The following is a 16,898-nucleotide window of genomic DNA, read 5'->3' as shown; positions in this document are numbered from 1 at the left end:
TAATTTTGTTTGATGTTATTTTGTTACTCAGGTGCTACTATTCAAATTCAACGAGTATCAAAAGTAACAAATCCAAGGTGATTGATAATCATGGTAACCGTCAGACATAAAAGGCAAAGTACTGGCAAATTTAGTGCGTATTTAGATGTCTATTCTAATAATGGTGAGGCAAAGGTAAACGCAACTGCGAGATTCTTAAGATTTGTGCCTGAATGGTGAAGCCTATAATTTCTGGCTGGTTAGGGCGCTTTATACTGAAGTGTGTAATACCATTGAAACAAAGATAGCAAAAGATCCGAAGGGCTTTATAGATAAGGCTGAAAAAGAAATGGCCAAACAGCGGGCGACCGCTGCTGCTAAAGCAGTAGCAGTGATCGCTGAAAAAGATTAAAGGAGGTTAAGCGAAGGCTGAAAAAAGTTAAGGCAACTGAGCGGCGAGAATTGACAAGCAGGCCACGTTGCCCTGAAGAATCTGGTTTTCGGCGAGCCTCTCCAGGTCGGCTAAATACTTGACAGAGGCCCCGTCATCGGGAAACCTTTACTGAAATTCAAATAGCGATAGACTTTTAAATTGTTGCTCTATATACTCAATATTGCTAATATATTCAGCATTTAACAACCACCTAATTCAATATTTTATTTGGCAGCTACATTTTTGCTTCAGGTAATATGGCCAAATATGAAGAATTGGTTACTGTATTCTTTTCAGAAAAGGGATTTTTATGATTTTCAAAAAGCTGGAGTTTAGGTGTTTTTCCAGGTGGGTGTCAATGCCAAAAGTTATTTCGGTTGCAGGCAGGCTGTTATAATAAGTATTGAATAATCTATCCCATATACTTAACACATCGCCGTAATTACGATCTGTAAAAGGTAATTGGTAATGGTGGTGAACATGGTGAAGGTTTGGCGTAATAAAGACCCAGCTGATGATATTATTAGCTCTTGTGGGTAGTTTAAATTGAGTATGAGAGGTAATATTGGCAACAGTTTGTATCGTTTGGCGCAATAGCAATACTCCGAAAGAAGCGCCGAGTAAAAACACCCAGATAATTAAAAAACACATCCTCAGAAAAGTTTCTACCGGGTGCTCACGTACTGTTGTAGAAACATCTAATTCAAGATCGCTGTGATGAACAAGGTGAAAATTCCAAAGAGGCTTAACCTTATGCATAATTACATGATACAGGTATTCACAAAAATCAAGTAATATAAAGCCGATCAAATATTTCACTACAAAGCTGCCTGAGTGCGGAAATAGGAAAAGCATCCCGCAGTGATGCTTAACAGCCCATAAAGACACCATGAGTACAAAAATTGTCATCAATAACTGTACAGGTAAAGCCGTTGCAATGAACCATAAATTGGTAAGTGTATGCTTCCATTTGTCTTTCCATGAAGTTGCCAGCGTTGTTACTTCGATTAACCACAAGGTTAAAATTATTACAGCGTATAAGGCTACCTGTGTAGATGATGGGTTGTTCAAAAAGAAATTGTTGATGTGCTCCATAAGGTTAACTGTATAACTGCAATGTTACCATTTAAAACATTAATAACGAATCTGCCTTTTAGTATGCCGGTAAGCCAAGCATAAAAAAATTAGCGTTTGGCTTTCCCTGTGTAACATTAGTTGGTATTTAACTGGCCAAACTGTTATATTTATCTGAAAAAGCATCATAATTGAATCTGAAAAATAGAAACCAAACTATTTTCCCCCCGTATTCATTACTACCGTACTTATAAACTTCAACAATCAGATTTTTCTTTTCAGAGGCCCATTTTCCGATAATCCGATCCCCATCTGGTTTTTGTGCCGATACGCCCCATACACGAGCAATCAGCATAGCTAACCATACTAAAATCTTTCCGGTCTTTTTGGGCGTGTTCATTTTATATAGCTTATTTAAACCCCAGATTTAACGAGACCACATCAGATACAAGGCCTACATTTTGTTTATAATGCCCGTACCTTATCTCTAACTCATGTAGGCTTTGCCAGCCCAGTACCCCCTTGGGCGGTGCTATCCTGAAGCCCGCCCCAAAAAACTGACTGTTGAATTTTGCATATTCATAATTACTGGTAAAATAAGTTTGCGAAGGGCTGGCTGCTTCGTAAGGCGCAAAATATTTAGCCGCCGTTTGTGTATAATACCTGTAAAAGGGCGATACGGAGAAAAAAGGAGAAATTTTATAGGTAAGCTCCAGGTTTGCCGTGTTTGATTTACTACCCCAACTGTCGGTATAATAGCGGTAATAGGAACGTAATATCATATTATCACCCAGGAAATAGTTTGCTCTAAATCCCAGTGGTAGTTTAAACCGCGAAGATGGCAGCCGCTCTATCGTATCTTTTCCATTAGAAAAATATACACGGTGAAAAGGCAGACTCAAATAACCGTGCTGGGTTACCAGATCGGCCAGGAACATGATTTGTAACCTCGAATTGATGATCTGCGAATAAGAAAACGAAGCAGTATAGGTATTTCTTGGGCTTGTTGGGATATTGGCCTTTGAACTCCCGTCTGAACTTAGTACCGAATTACCACTGGCAGTGGTTACATAGGTTGGTCCGGTTGAAACCGTTGACTTAGGAATAAACTCCGAAGGGTAAATTAAAGTAACATGATCAAAGTATCCCTGTAATTTTATACCAAATTCGCCCATTTTGTTGGGGGTTTTTGCAGAGAAATGAAGATCAGCTCCAACGGATTTATAATTGTATTCGCCCGAATAATAAGACCCGATGCCAAAGCTGATCCCTTTTTTATCATTCTGGATTGTCCAGTCCAATGAAGGGTAAATCCGGCTTCCGCCGGTTTTTGATGCTCCGGTTGTTGAAACATAAGCCGCCGAAGCCGAAGTATGATGATCGATACCAAGACCTATGGACAACGTATTTTTATTAAGGGAGTTGTTCAGCCACGCCAGCTTAAGATCTAACCCGTTCGAGAAATCGTTCACCTTTTCTGTGCCTATACCTCCGGTAACGGCAGAATGATTCCCGTTTTGATTATAATAGCTGGAAACCAGGTTTATTTCTTCAAGGCGTAACCTTCTCGGACGATAAGTGACCGTATCCTGATCGGGCGTAGTGGCCAAACTAAAGCCTTGTGGCAGTGTGCGTATAGTACTGTCTTTGGAGACCTGTGCATAGGTATGCATCCCACATACCAGGTAAAACCCCACTACGGTTAAATATATCTTTTTCATGATTTATGAGGGTCTGAATGAGGTATTAATTGCAACCACAGCCTCCGCCGGTTTTGCCGGCATTGGCACCTGAAGCACTTTCACGGTACGACTGGAAATTGAGTTCGTTTTTCTCCACCTTCCGGTTGCTCAATGCCATTTCAGAATCGTTGATCCTGTTTTTTTGATACTCTTTTAACTGCACACACGACGTAAAACACGCTGCCATTAACAGGCAGCCGGTTACTTTAATCATTCGTTTATTCATTGTATAGGGGTATTAAGTAATATTTATATTTCTGGATGTATACAGGCGGTCATGATCATCAATAAGTATGGCTTCAATATCCTTCATCTGGTTAATCATATCCAGGCCTGCGTGCACCCCCATAATGGTAACCGGTGTAGCCATAGCATCGGCTATTTCGGCATTGGTAGTAATTATGGTTACGCTCTTGATTCCCCTAACTGGTAGTCCGGTGCGGGGGTTAATGGTATGCGAGTATTTTTTACCATCGATCATAATAAATTTTTCATAGTTGCCCGAGGTGGCTACAGCCATTTCAGACACATTGAGGTAAGAAAATATCTGATGGGAGGCATCGGGGTTTGCAATACCGATGGTCCACTTCTTCCCGTTTGGCTGAAGGCCCCAGGCGGTTAGATCTCCCGAGGCATTCACTACCCCGCTGGTAACCCCTTCTTGTTTCATAACCAATTTGGCACGTTCGGCCGCATACCCTTTACCAATACCTCCAAAGCCAATACGCATACCCTTTTCTGCTAAAAAAACACTGCAATCGGCCTCATTTACCAGGATATTACGGTAGTTGATAAGCCGCACCATTTTCTGTGCGGTTTCCTTATCCGGCAGGGCCGTCATCTGCTGATCGAAGTTCCACAAACGTTTATCAATAGAACCGTAGCTGATATCGAATGCACCCTGGGTTACTCTGGATATCATCAGCGAACGTTTAATAAGCTCTAAGGTTTCCCTGCTTACCGCAACCGGTTTAATACCAGCATTACGGTTTACCTGATTGGTTTCACTCTCATCGCTAAAAGTGGTTAGCAGCCGCTCAATCCTTTTTATTTCTTCTACGCCTGTATCAATCCGCTCGTTTGCCCAGGCTTCATTTTCGGCAACTACACTTAACTCAAAACGATTGCCCATCAATTTACAGCTTCGTTTAAAAATTTGATAATCGGCAATCTTCATAGTCAAGCATTAAAAATCAGGTATTTTATAATCTCTTTTGTTAATACAAGGTTAGCTGTAAATTCTGTAGCTATCATGAAATCTGGTTTGTTCTTACCATATTAATATTATTTAACACATTAACAATCAATAGCTCTACGCTGTTACCATATGTTTTTTTGCTGCCAGGTAACGCTCCGCATCAATAGCCGCCATACAGCCACTTCCCGCCGCAGTTACCGCTTGCCTGTATATATGATCCTGGGCATCGCCACAACAAAACACCCCTTCAATATTGGTTATTGTTGATCCGGGGGCGGTTTTAATATACCCGGTATCGTCCATATGGATGATGCCTCTAAAAATATCAGTATTGGGTTTATGGCCAATGGCAACAAAAAAACCTGTGATGTTTAACGTTTTCTCCTGCCGGGTTTCGTTATTAATAACCGTTACGCCGGTAACGCTTTGCCCATCGCCAACTATCTCTTTTGTTTCGGTATTGTAAAGCAGCTCAATATTAGGTGTATTTAACACGCGCTGTACCATTGCCCTGGATGCGCGAAACTCATCCCTGCGCACAATCATATATACTTTGCGGCATAGTTTAGCCAGGTAGGTAGCTTCTTCGGCAGCTGTATCACCGGCACCAACAATGGCAACATCCTGGCCTTTAAAAAAGAAGCCATCGCAAACGGCACAGGCCGATACGCCAAATCCGCTGTATTTTTGTTCGGATGCTAAGCCGAGCCATTTAGCTGAAGCCCCTGTAGATATGATGACCGTATCTGCCAGTACGGTTTTAATACCATCTATCATTACCTTATGGGGAAGGCTCGAAAAGTCTACCGCGCTTACATAACCAAAACGAATATCGGCCCCCAGGCGTTCGGCCTGCTTTCTGAAATTCTCCATCATTTCCGGACCGGTAATCCCCAGGGGATAGCCGGGGTAATTTTCTACATCAGTAGTTTGTGTAAGTTGTCCGCCGGGAGTCATACCTGTATACATCACCGGGTTAAGGTCCGCTCGCGACGCGTAAATTGCGGCCGTATAACCTGCCGGGCCGGAGCCAATGATAAGGCACTTCACATGCTCTGTTTGTTGATCCATAATATTATTTGACACGGTTATTTGATTGTGAAATTCCGCTGTTTAAAAAACTTATATAATTTCCCGCATCATAATCAGCACCTTGCGGGGTAACCAATACGTCGCCGTTACTGTTTACAATCACATAAAATGGCTGCGAGTTGGTATTAAATTTTGATGCCTGGAAATCGCTCCATTTGCCACCGAGCGTAGTTATTTTTTTACCGCTGTAGGTTGAAGTGAATTGGTCGGCTTTGTCAAGCTCTGTTTTGTCATCTACGTAAAGTTCGGCCATGATAAATTTATTCCTCAATAGCTTAAGCACTTCAGGGTTAGTCCATATCGTGCTTTCCATTTTGCGGCAGTTCACACAATTCCAGCCTGTAAAGTCAATTAAAACAGGTTTGCCTTCTGTTTTAGCTACCTGCAATGCCTGGTCATAATCATAAAAAGCTTCCAGTCCCAGTTTGCTGCTTGGTGCGCGGTGAAAAACAGCCTCGTATTTTTTTACTCCTTTAAAACCTGTAGTTGATGCCGTGCTACTGCTATTGCCTGCATTTAACTGGGCCGAAGTATAAAGATCAAAATCCTGGGTTGATGATGGAGGCAGAAATGCGCTGATTGATTTTAATGGCGCGCCCCACATTCCCGGGATCATATAAACCACAAACGATAGTACAATGATGGCCAGGAAAGTACGTGGTACTGAAACATAGGACACATCACTATCATGAGAAAATTTGAGCTTGCCAAGCAGGTAAAAACCCATTACAGCAAATATCACTATCCAAAGTGCCAGGAATATTTCCCGATCAAACCAGTTCCAGTGGTAGGCCAGGTCAACATTCGATAAAAACTTTAAGGCAAAGGCCAGTTCAAGTAAACCTAAAACCACTTTGACGCTATTTAACCAGCCGCCCGATTTTGGTAATGATTTCAATGCCGATGGGAATAATGCGAATAGTGTAAAAGGGATGGCCAATGCCAGGGAGAAACCAAACATACCTATTGCCGGCCCAAGACGCTCGCCTTTTGATGCTGCTTCAACCAATAATGTTCCGATGATTGGGCCTGTGCAACTAAAGGATACAACCACCAGCGTGGCGGCCATAAAAAACAAGCCGGTTAGCCCGCCTTTATCTGAATTTTGATCCAATTTGTTGGCTAAAGAATTGGGCAATGTTATCTCAAAAGCACCCAGGAAAGAAATACCAAATACGATTAACAATAAAAAGAAAAAGAAATTAAAGATGCCGTTTGTTGACAAGGCATTTAACGCGTCGGATCCGAATATCAGGGTTATAACCAATCCCACCAATACGTAAATTACAATGATGGAAAGGCCGTACAAGGATGCCTGCCCCGCGGCTTTAGCCTTGGTTCCTCCCTTTTTGGTAAAAAAACTGACGGTTAAAGGCAGCATCGGGAAAATACAGGGCATGAGTAAAGCGGCAAAGCCCCCGATAAAGCCAGCTATGAAAATTTGCCAAAGCGTTTTATGTTCTTTGGCTTTTGAGTTTACTACCGGCTTGGTTAAAACAGGCGGCTTAGCCATTGCCTTAGCTGCGGCAATACTATCTGCGGCGGTTGGTATCGGCGTAAAATCAATGCCGCTTGTTGATACGGTATCTGGTTTTGATTTGCCTTGTGCCGCCTGGCCCGGTTTAGCAATGAGCAAAAAAGCCAAAAATATTGCAGGCACAAGAAATAGCGCGGATTTAAATAGTTTCATTATAGGTTTGCTGATTATTTAACTTCGATACTAAAATCCAGATCAGATGGCGGTAAACATTTATGATCGTTACAGGTCATATATTCCAGGCTGCCTTTAACGGTTGCTTTGCCCGATTTTAGTTTGATCTTTTGCTGAAAAACAACCGATTTTTCAAAGTAACTCACATCCATACCAAATGACTTTTCGAAATGGGTAACCGGCACCGGCTCTTGTGTTTTGCCATTTAAGCTGTATGACTTTGACGCCGGAAATGTAAAACTTGTTTTAACAGGCCCGCCATCCTTGACGTTTTGAGAATAAATATGCCACCCGCCATCGATTGTTGCTTTAATAAAAACCACCGCTTCTTTATCATTTATTTTTTTTGCTGCATATGCCCATTTTACAGGTGTTTCGATTTGGGCGGATAGCTTTTGAAAAGACAAAAGCGTGGCTATAACAAAGATGTACTTCATTTCAATAGTATTTAGGGTATGTGTTATTTGCTTTTAAATCAAATGCTTACTTAAACTTTAAGGCAAGGGTTAGGTTACTACATCGCTGTTAATTACAGCCTCAGCCGCCACCACTTTTGCCGCCATTACCACCAGAACCGCCCTCCCTATATAACTGAAAGCTTTGTTCCAATTTTTGAGATTTCCGGGCCGAAAACTCCATTCCGGAGTTATTTAACCTGTTTTTTGATACTGTTTAACAGACATACATGACTGCATAGCACCGCAGAAAAAGAGGACTACTATCGTTATTCAAACTAACCGGGGAACTTTTTCATATCGGGAGGATTAAAATCTAAAATAGCATTGTTGATTAATTACCGGGATTAGCAGATCCCGCGATCTGCGCTACAAATTGTTCCGGCGATTCGTTGGGGAAACCGTCCCAGTCTTTTAAAACTTTTCCGTGCTCATCAACCAAAATCGTATAGGGAAATTTGCCGTCAGGGTTGTATTTATCCGCAAGCGCCTCGTTAAGTTTAATTTGATCTTTACTTAACTGGTTTTTCTTCTGTCGCGGAAAGTCAGCCCGAACCAATACCAGGTGATCTGAGGCGTAATTTACAAAAGCATCACTTTCTAAAATTTCTTTTCTCTCTCTTATACATGGCCCACACCAATCTGAGCCCGAAAAGTTGATCAGGATAAGTTTATGAGATTTGGATGCTTCGGTAGTAGCCTGGTTAAAATCACCCAGCCAGGTAACATTGGCAAATAAGCCTGCGATCAAGGATATAAATAATAATTTCATGTTGTTTTAATTTATATGATATACCGGTTACTATAGTTTTACAGTTAGTAAGGTTACTTCGGGCGGGTTAATTCAATAAGTCAACATTTGTGCACGCATTGGTTGATGCACTTGGTCCTTTGCCCGAGTTTTTTGAACATCCAAGGCAACTGATAACCACCGTACATATGGCGCTTATTCCCATTATTGATAAGAAGTTCTTCCCTGTCCATACGCTTCTCCCTGATTGTTAATAGTCTTTACAATAACAATATTACAGGTACATTCTGTAGTTAGTATGAAAATGGTTTTTTTTAGCAGTTTTTAACAGTCGCGCTTTGTTGTTTATTCAGGGACTGACCCCAAAATCGTTGTTACAACACTAAAGCAACTCTGAATATTGAAGCAACTCTGGAGCGTAGGTCTCCCTTTTTTACGGGCCAAGGACGGGCCCAACTTTTTTAACATTGAAAGCTATAGAACTATGGGGGTTAGAAATATACTTAGGTTTGATCGGTTAAAATAACCTTTACTTGGTTACATGATAAGTAAATTGGCCAACCAATCGCTAATTGAGAGCTTTAATTATTATATGTTCTTACTGGCTGAATTTAAAACGTTGAACCCTTACTTTTAAATAGGCTACTATTTCCGTATCTGAGTCAAAACGGTCGCCAATGTTTACAAAATGTTTTGCTAAAAGATCATAACGTTTGCTCAATAAATAGATTGAAACCATCATGAAATCAATTTTGCAAAAAACTACTGCACCATTACTGCTATAATTGGTAATTGTATCCTGAAAATATTGAGGGTGCTCTGTCCAGTGCATGGTCTGTTTTAGATGATGGGAAATATGGTAACCATCATTCCAGCACTGCCAATTGTATTTGCTGTTAATGCAGGTTATGCTGTTTTTATAGGAATTTCCCGGATCAGCAGGGTCAATAAATGCATGTTGTGCCCAATTGCCAAACATGGCAACAAAGCGATAAAAGAAATAAGGAAAAATAAAAACGCATAAGCCTGCTTTCCAGTTTATTGAAAACATGATAATACAAAAAAGGACGATATATAGCTGCCCTTGCAGAGCACTGTACATTAATTTTTTTCGGTTTCTTATCCTAAAATATGCGGCCAATTTATAAATTCCGGTTAGCATAAACTGGCTGTAATAAAGTAAAAAATCCTGAATGGAATCCCTTTGATAAGGCATCGTGGTGCTTTCATCATCTTCCAAATTATTTTCAGCATGGTGCATACCCACGTGATGAGAATAGTAGGTATCCGCCATGTGGCCAAAAAATGGAGCTATAAAGTACGGCAGGAAATAATTCAAATAATTAAATTCCTTTTTAAATAAGGTTCGGTGAGTAGTGCAATGAAACATCAAAGCAAACTTTCCGATAAAGAACACCACATTGAGCGCTATGTACAGTGAAGCGACCAGCCACCATACCCAGCCTGATAAAATGGGCGTAAATAATAAAACTGCAAATGGAATTAAAACAAAAACGATCTTTAGTATAAAATAGATAAAAGGCAGATCACGTTCATCACGAATAAATTTTAATAAGAACTGGTCGAATTTGTTATAGTTAACACGTTTTGAATATACCGGATCGGTAATATCTTTTGGTAATGATTTCATGCGATTGCATTTTTGATTTAAAGCCACCCACATCATGGGTACCCGATAGATGGTATTTCTTTATAAAATCTTCGCAGGTCTGAGCAATCAGAATGAGGTGAGAGTTTATATCATCTATAGAAGACTATAATTCGGATTTTGTTCTATTATACTAAAAGTATATTAGCGGGACGGGGATTGTTTTGAACACGTACCGTTACACAATTTGGACATTCTGAGGTGATTGACCATCTCATTCCGGAATAGCAAAAAGTTAACTCCGGAACGCTTTGACCATATTAATTTATTGTTTATTAATTGCGATTTTTCTTGCTTTATACGCATTTCCATGCTCCAAAGCGCACGGAATAGCCTTGTCAGGTATGCCGGAATATCCAGGTATATTGCATCTGGGTTTAAATTCGAGTTGTTCCAATTCAACAGAACTGGTTGTTTAATAAATCTTCAATATTGATCTGTAATGGCATGTTGTAGAAGTAAGCCGGAATGTTATAGTAATTTATGGCTGAAATATGTATTCCATTCAGGCGCGGGCAGATAATTAGCCTGGATATCCATCAGAGGTATACTGGTTTGAGCCCGGTTTGTGGTAAGGGCTTTTGCTATAATTTATTAAATGAAATGATTTTGTTTTTAATGGCGTTTATTGGTAAATAGTACGATAACACTGATCCACAAACAAACGCCGGTAATAATATTGAAGCAATCGAGATGTTTTTTGGGGTAAACGGGATGGCATAACAAAAAAATATTTACTGATAACGAAATGATCAGGATTGTTACGATGAGATAGGGTAAACTTTTCATTATGGCCAAAGAAATTCAGATGAAATGTAGTTTGTCGTCATGTCTTTTTGATTGCGATTGAACTGTTTTACTATCATACCAGTGTACATTAAAAAATCCGTCCTGTTGGTAAGTTGTGGTGCCATCAGTGATTAACCAAAAAATCAATCAGCACCGTTGTAAGGGCCACCAAAATGATGGCCCATATCCATTGTTTATTTGATCTTGTTAAAGCCATTGGTGGAATTTATTGATAAACCAGTTTTTAACGAGTTGTGTAAGCAGGCAGTAAGCAACCAGTATTCCGATTAGCCAAGGGAAATAAACCAGGGGAAGTGCCTGTAGGTTTAAAATATGGGCAAGGGGCGAAAAAGGTATAGCGATACCTAACAGCATGATCAACGACGTTAAGGCTACAACGGGTGTCGCCGCCCAGCTTTGTACAAATGGTATTTTGCGGGTACGGATCATGTGGACGATCAACGTTTGCGACAATAGACCTTCAATAAACCAGCCGCTTTGAAACAGGCTCTGGTGAGCGGGCGAATTGGCTTTAAAAACAAACCACATCAGCGCAAACGTGGCATAATCGAAAATGGAGCTGATGGGCCCGATAAACAACATAAATTTACTGATTCCCCTGGCATCCCATTTTTGCGGTTGCTCGATGAAGTCCTCGTCCATGCTATCCCAGGGAATAGAGGTCTGCGATATATCGTAAAGCAGATTTTGTACCAGCAGCTGGATAGGCAACATAGGTAAAAAAGGCAGCAAGGCGCTTGCACCCAACATGCTGAACATGTTGCCAAAATTGCTGCTGGCCGTCATTTTAATGTATTTGATGATGTTGCCAAACGTACGGCGGCCATAAATTACGCCTTTACGCAATACCATCAGGTCCTTTTCTAACAAAATAATGTCAGCACTTTCTTTGGCAATATCAACGGCGGTATCTACCGATATCCCCACGTCGGCATCGCGCAGTGCTGCGGCATCGTTAATGCCATCGCCCATAAAACCAACAGTATGCCCTTGGGCTTGCAACAATTTAATCACCCTGGCTTTTTGAATCGGACTTAACTTGGCCATAATACTGGTTTCATCCAGCATGCCAGTGAGTTCGGCATCTGTTAACAGCTCCATTTCGCTACCTAACAGTACGTGATTTACCGGGATGCCCACATCACGGCAAATCTTCTTGGTCACCACATCATTGTCGCCGGTTAGTACCTTAATACTTACGCCGAGTTTCTGTAATCCTTCGATTGCCGACTTGGCTGATGGTTTTGGCGGATCTAAAAAGCCGATGAATCCAGTCAGCACCATATTGGCTTCATCTGCAACCGAATAATTCAGCGGGCGCTCATCGTACTCCTTAATGGCCACCAGCAGTACACGTAAGCCTTCTTCATTTAATTTTTTTGAGGTGCTTAAAATAATGCGGCGCATGGCATCATCCATGGGTACTATCTTATCATTCTCAATATGTAGCTGCTTATCTTCTCCCGGGTCAAAAGCAAAAGCGCATTGCTCCAGCATCTCCTCTACAGCGCCTTTACAAATCAGCAGGTGCTTGCCACTTTTTTCTTCCAGGATGACGCTCATCCTGCGTCGCTGAAAATCGAAAGGGATTTCGTCAATCTTTTTAAAGTGTTCCTCCGCATTTACACAACTGTGTATTTCGGCATGTTCCAAAACGGCAACATCCAATAAATTTTTCAAACCGGTTTGGTGAAAGCTGTTGAGGTAAGCCCATTTCATTACTTCATCGTCCTCATCGCCAAACACGTTGAGGTGCCTTTCAAGCACAATCTTATCCATGGTAAGCGTACCTGTTTTATCGGTACACAGGATATCCATCGCGCCGATATTTTGTATAGCATTCAATCGTTTAACAATTACTTTCCGCTTGCTCATGTTTAAGGCGCCTTTGGCCAGGTTGGCGGTAACAATCATGGGCAGCATTTCGGGCGTTAAACCCACCGCAACCGAAATAGCGAAAAGCAGCGCCTCAAACCAGTTCCCTTTAGTTAATCCGTTAATTAAAAAAACCAGGGGTACCATTACCAGCATAAAGCGTATCAAAAGCCAGCTCACTTTGTTTACGCCCCTGTCAAAACTGGTTTCGTTGCGTTTCCCGGTAATTGCTTTGCCTATGGTTCCAAAATAGGTAAGGTTGCCTGTGGTAACCACTATGGCCGTGGCGGTTCCGCTTACCACGTTTGTACCCATAAAACAGATATTCTCTAAATCCAAGGGCGAACGCTGGTCGGCATCCGGTATCCCGTGTTCTCTTTTTTCGATGGGTAATGATTCGCCGGTTAGCATGGCCTGGCTAATAAATAAATCTTTAGAATACAATATTCTGCAATCGGCCGGTATCATATCACCCGCGCTTAGATAGATCACATCTCCCGGTACCAGGTCTACAATGTTAACTTCGGTACGGCCGGTTTTCTGGCGCAAAACCGTGGCGGTGGTTTTAACCATGCTCTTCAAAGCATCAGCGGCACGGTTGCTGCTAAACTCTTGCCAGAACCGCAATAGTGAGCTAAGAATAACCATAACGCTAACCACAATCACGGTTTTATAATCCTGTTCGCCGGGAGCAGCCATCATCACATCCAGCACAAAAGATACACTCGCCAAAATGAGCAATACCGCAATAAACGGATTTACAAAAGCCTGAAATAGCTGCACATACCAGGCCGCAGCCTTTTCGTGCTGTATCTCGTTCAGGCCAAACTTTCTTCGTTTTTCTTCAATAACGGCGCGGCCTAAGCCACCTTCGCCGCTTTCAAGCATGGCATAAATATGAGCCGATTCATTAGCCCCGGAGATATTTCTGAGTTTAGTAGCTGCCGCATCATCAAAACCGAAAGTAGCTTTGTTAGGATTTTTGGAGATGATTTTATCTGCTGTTTGTGTTATCATCAGTTGTTAGTTAATTATTTGATATTGTTTTTCCGGAAATATATTTTGTTTGTTTTGAGTTCAGCCTGTTATCTTCCGGCGTGTGTGTAGGCTCTATTGTTGGCCGCTTAACCAGTTTTTAAAGCTGAACTGTGCTTAGCCACAGCAATGATCTGTACCAGCTCCAATACAGCACATGGCAAGCGCGGCCCCGTTGCTGACAAATGAAAAACTCAAAATTTTTGCCGGAATGGCCACCATACCATTAAAATCGTTTTTGCGTTCAGCAGAACCCCGGAGTTGGAAAGATTGTACGAAAGTGGGGCGGCGAATATCCTGGAAATTGCTGCCGTTTTTTTTCTTTTTATGCATAATAATTTCATTGTTCCGTAAACCGGAACTGCATAAAAATGAGTACCAGGTTAACAGGAGGTGTATAAAACTTGATGATTTTGACTCGGGCCAGTATCCATATTTAATGTTTAAACAGATAGGTTATTGAACCTTTTTGAACGCGACAAAAGTAGCTTTCCTGCTGGTGTATGGCTGTTAGAGAACCTTTAGAATACTATTAGAATTTCATTAGAAAAATGCTTTACCGGCAGATAGCATGCTTAGAGGTGCAAAAATTCTACCGTGAATGTGGTGCCTGAGCCTGGGCGGGAGGATACGGCTATATTCCCCTGGTGCAGTTCTACAATTTTTTTGGTGAGGGATAAACCTATGCCGTTGCCTGCAACAAGCTTTTTGTCGCCGCCGCGGTAAAATGGATTGAATATCTTTGATATTTCTTCTTCCGATATCCCGATGCCCTGGTCCTGGAACCGTAAAAGGGTTTTATTTTGAAAATAGCTGATGGCTACGGATGCCTCTTTCGGGTCTGAAAACTTACACCCGTTTTCCATCAGGTTCATAAAAGCTACTTTCAGTAAATAGGCATTAGCCGAAATGGAGATGAAATTGTCATCCTCAATTTCCTGTTCAAAAATGATGCTGATCCGGTAATCCGGATGATCGTGCATGACATCATTGCGGGCATCTAATAATACCTCGTCCAACCGTGTGTCTCTAAATGATATTTCGGTATGATCGTAGTTTGCTTTCGCAAGGTCAAGCAGGCTGTTTGATAAGCGGACCAGCTTCTGGGTATCGCTGATGGCATGGTGAATAGCTTCCTTATAAAATTCGTTGCTTCTTTCTTTCTCAACAGTAACTTGTAATTCGGTGAGCATGGCCGTAATGGGCGTACGCAATTCATGCGATATGTTAGATACAAATTCCTTTTGGGCATCAAATGATTGTTCAAGCCGGTTCAGCATGGCGTTAAAGGTAACGGCCAGTTCGGCAATCTCGTCTTTACCGTTCCCCTCGTGAACACGTAAGTCAAGATTGGTAGCAGTAATGATGTCTACTTCGTCGATGAGGTCTGAAACGGGCTGTAAAGCCTTACTTGCAAAAACATGCCCCGCCATGTAGATGAGGACGATGGCAACAAAAAAAGAAATGATTAGCGTATATCGCAGGTTTCTGAGCTTGGCGTAACCACTCTGGTCGTTGGCGGCGGATGTAATCACATAATCTTTATGGTTATGGTGATACAGAATACCAACGGCCTGCATTTGTCCCTGGTAAAATTTGATCTGTTTTTTTGCGACGATCTCATCAATCATCTGCCGGGTTTCTTTCACTTTATCAATTTCAACTGCGTCATGGTAAAGTAAATGGAAAGAAGTATCGTAAATGGCTACCTCCTCCTGAAAAAAAGAATTCGGCGAGTTTTTGTAGATCAATTGCAGCACCCCTGGCTGTACCTTGGCATCCAGTAACAAATTGGCCTTAATAATGGCTGTATGACGTAATGAATTATAATATTCTGTCTCGCGGTTTTCAGAAAAGGAGAAATAAATAACGAAGGCAAATGCTAACAACAACACGGCAATAACGCCGCTGAACAGGAAGGTTAATTTATTGCGGATAGTCATTTTTCTATCGTGAAAATAAATCCAAGCCCAGGCCTGGTATGGATTAATTTGTCGGAGAAATCTTTATCAATTTTTTTCCGCAGATAATTAATGTAAACATCGATAAAGTTGGTGCCGGTATCAAAATGCGTATTCCATACTTTCTCGGCAATTTCTGCCCGGGTTAACACCCGGTCGGCATGTTGAACCATATATTCCAGCAATTTCAACTCTTTGGGTGTAAGTGCGATAACCTTACCTGACCTTGTGACGGACTTGGTTTGGTTGTTAATTTCCAGATCGGCATATTTGGTAACCGGGCTAATAGAAGCACCTGTTCCGTTCTTGCGGTTCATAACCGCGCGGATCCTCACCAATAACTCCCTGAAATCAAATGGTTTAACAAGGTAGTCATCCGCGCCGGCGTCAAAACCCTCAACCTTGTCGTCTGTAGTACCTAAGGCGGTAAGCAGGATAACCGGCAATTCGGGCTTTGCCATCCGGATTTCCCTGCATAATTCAATACCGCTTAACAGCGGTAAAATAATATCAGAAATCAACAGGTCATAATCGTGCTGTAACGCCAGCTTTTTCCCGGCCATGCCATCATAAGCTACAGCAACTATGTGCCCCTGCTCCTCAAGGCCTCGTTTTACAAGTAAGGCAATGCGTGCCTCATCTTCAACAATCAGTATTTTCATGACGGTGATAATGCACAAAGATAGTATTATACCAGGCGTAAGGTGGTATAAGAAGTACGGCTAAGGATATATTGATATAAAAACCTGGTGCCTCCTCTATTGTCTATGATAATAAAAGTAACCGGCATAGTATTTCAGCAAAATGCAAGAAATCAGTTTTAACTGTGGGGTTCGGCCTTTCACCTTTTCGGTCTTATTCTATCTTTACTATATCGTTGGGCTTAAATCTTTGTAAAGCATCTAATTGTTCTTTACTCGTAATTTTAAAGGCAAGGCCAACCAATCCTTTTTCCAGCGATGAATCAACATACTCAACTGAACTAATTTCCTGATTATGATCACCGTCCTCAGATTTTAGTGTCATCCCTTGTTTTACATAGCCATCTATAACCTTACCGGCCATAACGAACCAGTTTTTTGACTCGAGAATGAATGTATATACAACATTAAA

General features: G+C 41.5%; 17 protein-coding genes. 1 reads left to right on the top strand and 16 read right to left on the bottom strand.

What is annotated here, in order from left to right; all coding sequences use genetic code 11:
- The first annotated feature begins 202 nt into the window (after window positions 1-202).
- Window positions 203-391: a hypothetical protein gene (locus MUCPA_RS37710; RefSeq protein WP_157543891.1), complete on the top strand. Its 189-nt coding sequence runs from the start codon at window positions 203-205 to the stop codon at window positions 389-391.
- A gap of 300 nt (window positions 392-691) precedes the next feature.
- Here the strand turns inward: MUCPA_RS37710 and MUCPA_RS12725 are convergent, their stop codons facing one another.
- The 16 genes from MUCPA_RS12725 to MUCPA_RS12655 form a co-directional block, all read right to left on the bottom strand.
- A complete protein-coding gene (locus MUCPA_RS12725; protein ID WP_008506835.1) occupies window positions 692-1,507 on the bottom strand; it encodes a sterol desaturase family protein in 816 nt (271 codons plus the stop codon).
- A 127-nt stretch (window positions 1,508-1,634) separates the two neighbouring features.
- The gene (locus MUCPA_RS12720; RefSeq protein WP_008506834.1) at window positions 1,635-1,886 is read right to left on the bottom strand and encodes a DUF2147 domain-containing protein; all 252 of its coding nucleotides are present in this window, start codon (window positions 1,884-1,886) and stop codon (window positions 1,635-1,637) included.
- A gap of 10 nt (window positions 1,887-1,896) precedes the next feature.
- On the bottom strand, window positions 1,897-3,207 hold the full coding sequence (locus MUCPA_RS12715; protein WP_008506833.1) for a DUF3570 domain-containing protein: 1,311 nt from the start codon (window positions 3,205-3,207) through the stop codon (window positions 1,897-1,899).
- Between the two features lie 25 nt (window positions 3,208-3,232).
- On the bottom strand, window positions 3,233-3,454 hold the full coding sequence (locus MUCPA_RS12710) for a DUF4266 domain-containing protein (protein ID WP_008506832.1): 222 nt from the start codon (window positions 3,452-3,454) through the stop codon (window positions 3,233-3,235).
- Between the two features lie 12 nt (window positions 3,455-3,466).
- Complete coding sequence (locus MUCPA_RS12705) at window positions 3,467-4,405, bottom strand: FAD:protein FMN transferase (protein ID WP_008506831.1); 939 nt, start codon at window positions 4,403-4,405, stop codon at window positions 3,467-3,469.
- 135 nt (window positions 4,406-4,540) lie between these two features.
- Window positions 4,541-5,497, bottom strand: a complete 957-nt coding sequence (gene trxB, locus MUCPA_RS12700) for a thioredoxin-disulfide reductase (protein ID WP_008506829.1) — start codon at window positions 5,495-5,497, stop codon at window positions 4,541-4,543.
- Window positions 5,498-5,501: 4 nt separating this feature from the next.
- Window positions 5,502-7,208 (bottom strand): protein-disulfide reductase DsbD family protein, encoded by a 1,707-nt coding sequence (locus MUCPA_RS12695; protein WP_008506827.1) that lies wholly within the window; start codon window positions 7,206-7,208, stop codon window positions 5,502-5,504.
- 14 nt (window positions 7,209-7,222) lie between these two features.
- Window positions 7,223-7,666, bottom strand: coding sequence for a protein-disulfide reductase DsbD domain-containing protein (locus MUCPA_RS12690; protein WP_008506826.1), 444 nt, complete (start codon window positions 7,664-7,666; stop codon window positions 7,223-7,225).
- A gap of 100 nt (window positions 7,667-7,766) precedes the next feature.
- On the bottom strand, window positions 7,767-7,868 hold the full coding sequence (locus MUCPA_RS37000; RefSeq protein WP_008506824.1) for a DUF4266 domain-containing protein: 102 nt from the start codon (window positions 7,866-7,868) through the stop codon (window positions 7,767-7,769).
- Between the two features lie 150 nt (window positions 7,869-8,018).
- A complete protein-coding gene (locus tag MUCPA_RS12685) occupies window positions 8,019-8,456 on the bottom strand; it encodes a thioredoxin family protein (RefSeq protein ID WP_008506823.1) in 438 nt (145 codons plus the stop codon).
- A gap of 577 nt (window positions 8,457-9,033) precedes the next feature.
- Complete coding sequence (locus tag MUCPA_RS12680; RefSeq protein ID WP_008506820.1) at window positions 9,034-10,086, bottom strand: fatty acid desaturase family protein; 1,053 nt, start codon at window positions 10,084-10,086, stop codon at window positions 9,034-9,036.
- Between the two features lie 1,014 nt (window positions 10,087-11,100).
- Window positions 11,101-13,806: a magnesium-translocating P-type ATPase gene (gene mgtA / locus MUCPA_RS12675; protein ID WP_008506816.1), complete on the bottom strand. Its 2,706-nt coding sequence runs from the start codon at window positions 13,804-13,806 to the stop codon at window positions 11,101-11,103.
- A 135-nt stretch (window positions 13,807-13,941) separates the two neighbouring features.
- Complete coding sequence (locus tag MUCPA_RS12670; protein WP_008506815.1) at window positions 13,942-14,157, bottom strand: hypothetical protein; 216 nt, start codon at window positions 14,155-14,157, stop codon at window positions 13,942-13,944.
- Window positions 14,158-14,399: 242 nt separating this feature from the next.
- A complete protein-coding gene (locus MUCPA_RS12665; protein ID WP_008506813.1) occupies window positions 14,400-15,767 on the bottom strand; it encodes a sensor histidine kinase in 1,368 nt (455 codons plus the stop codon).
- A complete protein-coding gene (locus MUCPA_RS12660; protein WP_008506810.1) occupies window positions 15,764-16,447 on the bottom strand; it encodes a response regulator transcription factor in 684 nt (227 codons plus the stop codon). Before MUCPA_RS12660 ends, MUCPA_RS12665 begins: the two co-directional genes overlap by 4 nt.
- A gap of 193 nt (window positions 16,448-16,640) precedes the next feature.
- Window positions 16,641-16,850: a hypothetical protein gene (locus MUCPA_RS12655; RefSeq protein WP_008506808.1), complete on the bottom strand. Its 210-nt coding sequence runs from the start codon at window positions 16,848-16,850 to the stop codon at window positions 16,641-16,643.
- Window positions 16,851-16,898: the final 48 nt, after the last annotated feature.

Source organism: Mucilaginibacter paludis DSM 18603 (genome assembly GCF_000166195.2).
Lineage (GTDB): Bacteria > Bacteroidota > Bacteroidia > Sphingobacteriales > Sphingobacteriaceae > Mucilaginibacter > Mucilaginibacter paludis.
This window is presented reverse-complemented; position numbering and strand designations above follow the sequence as displayed.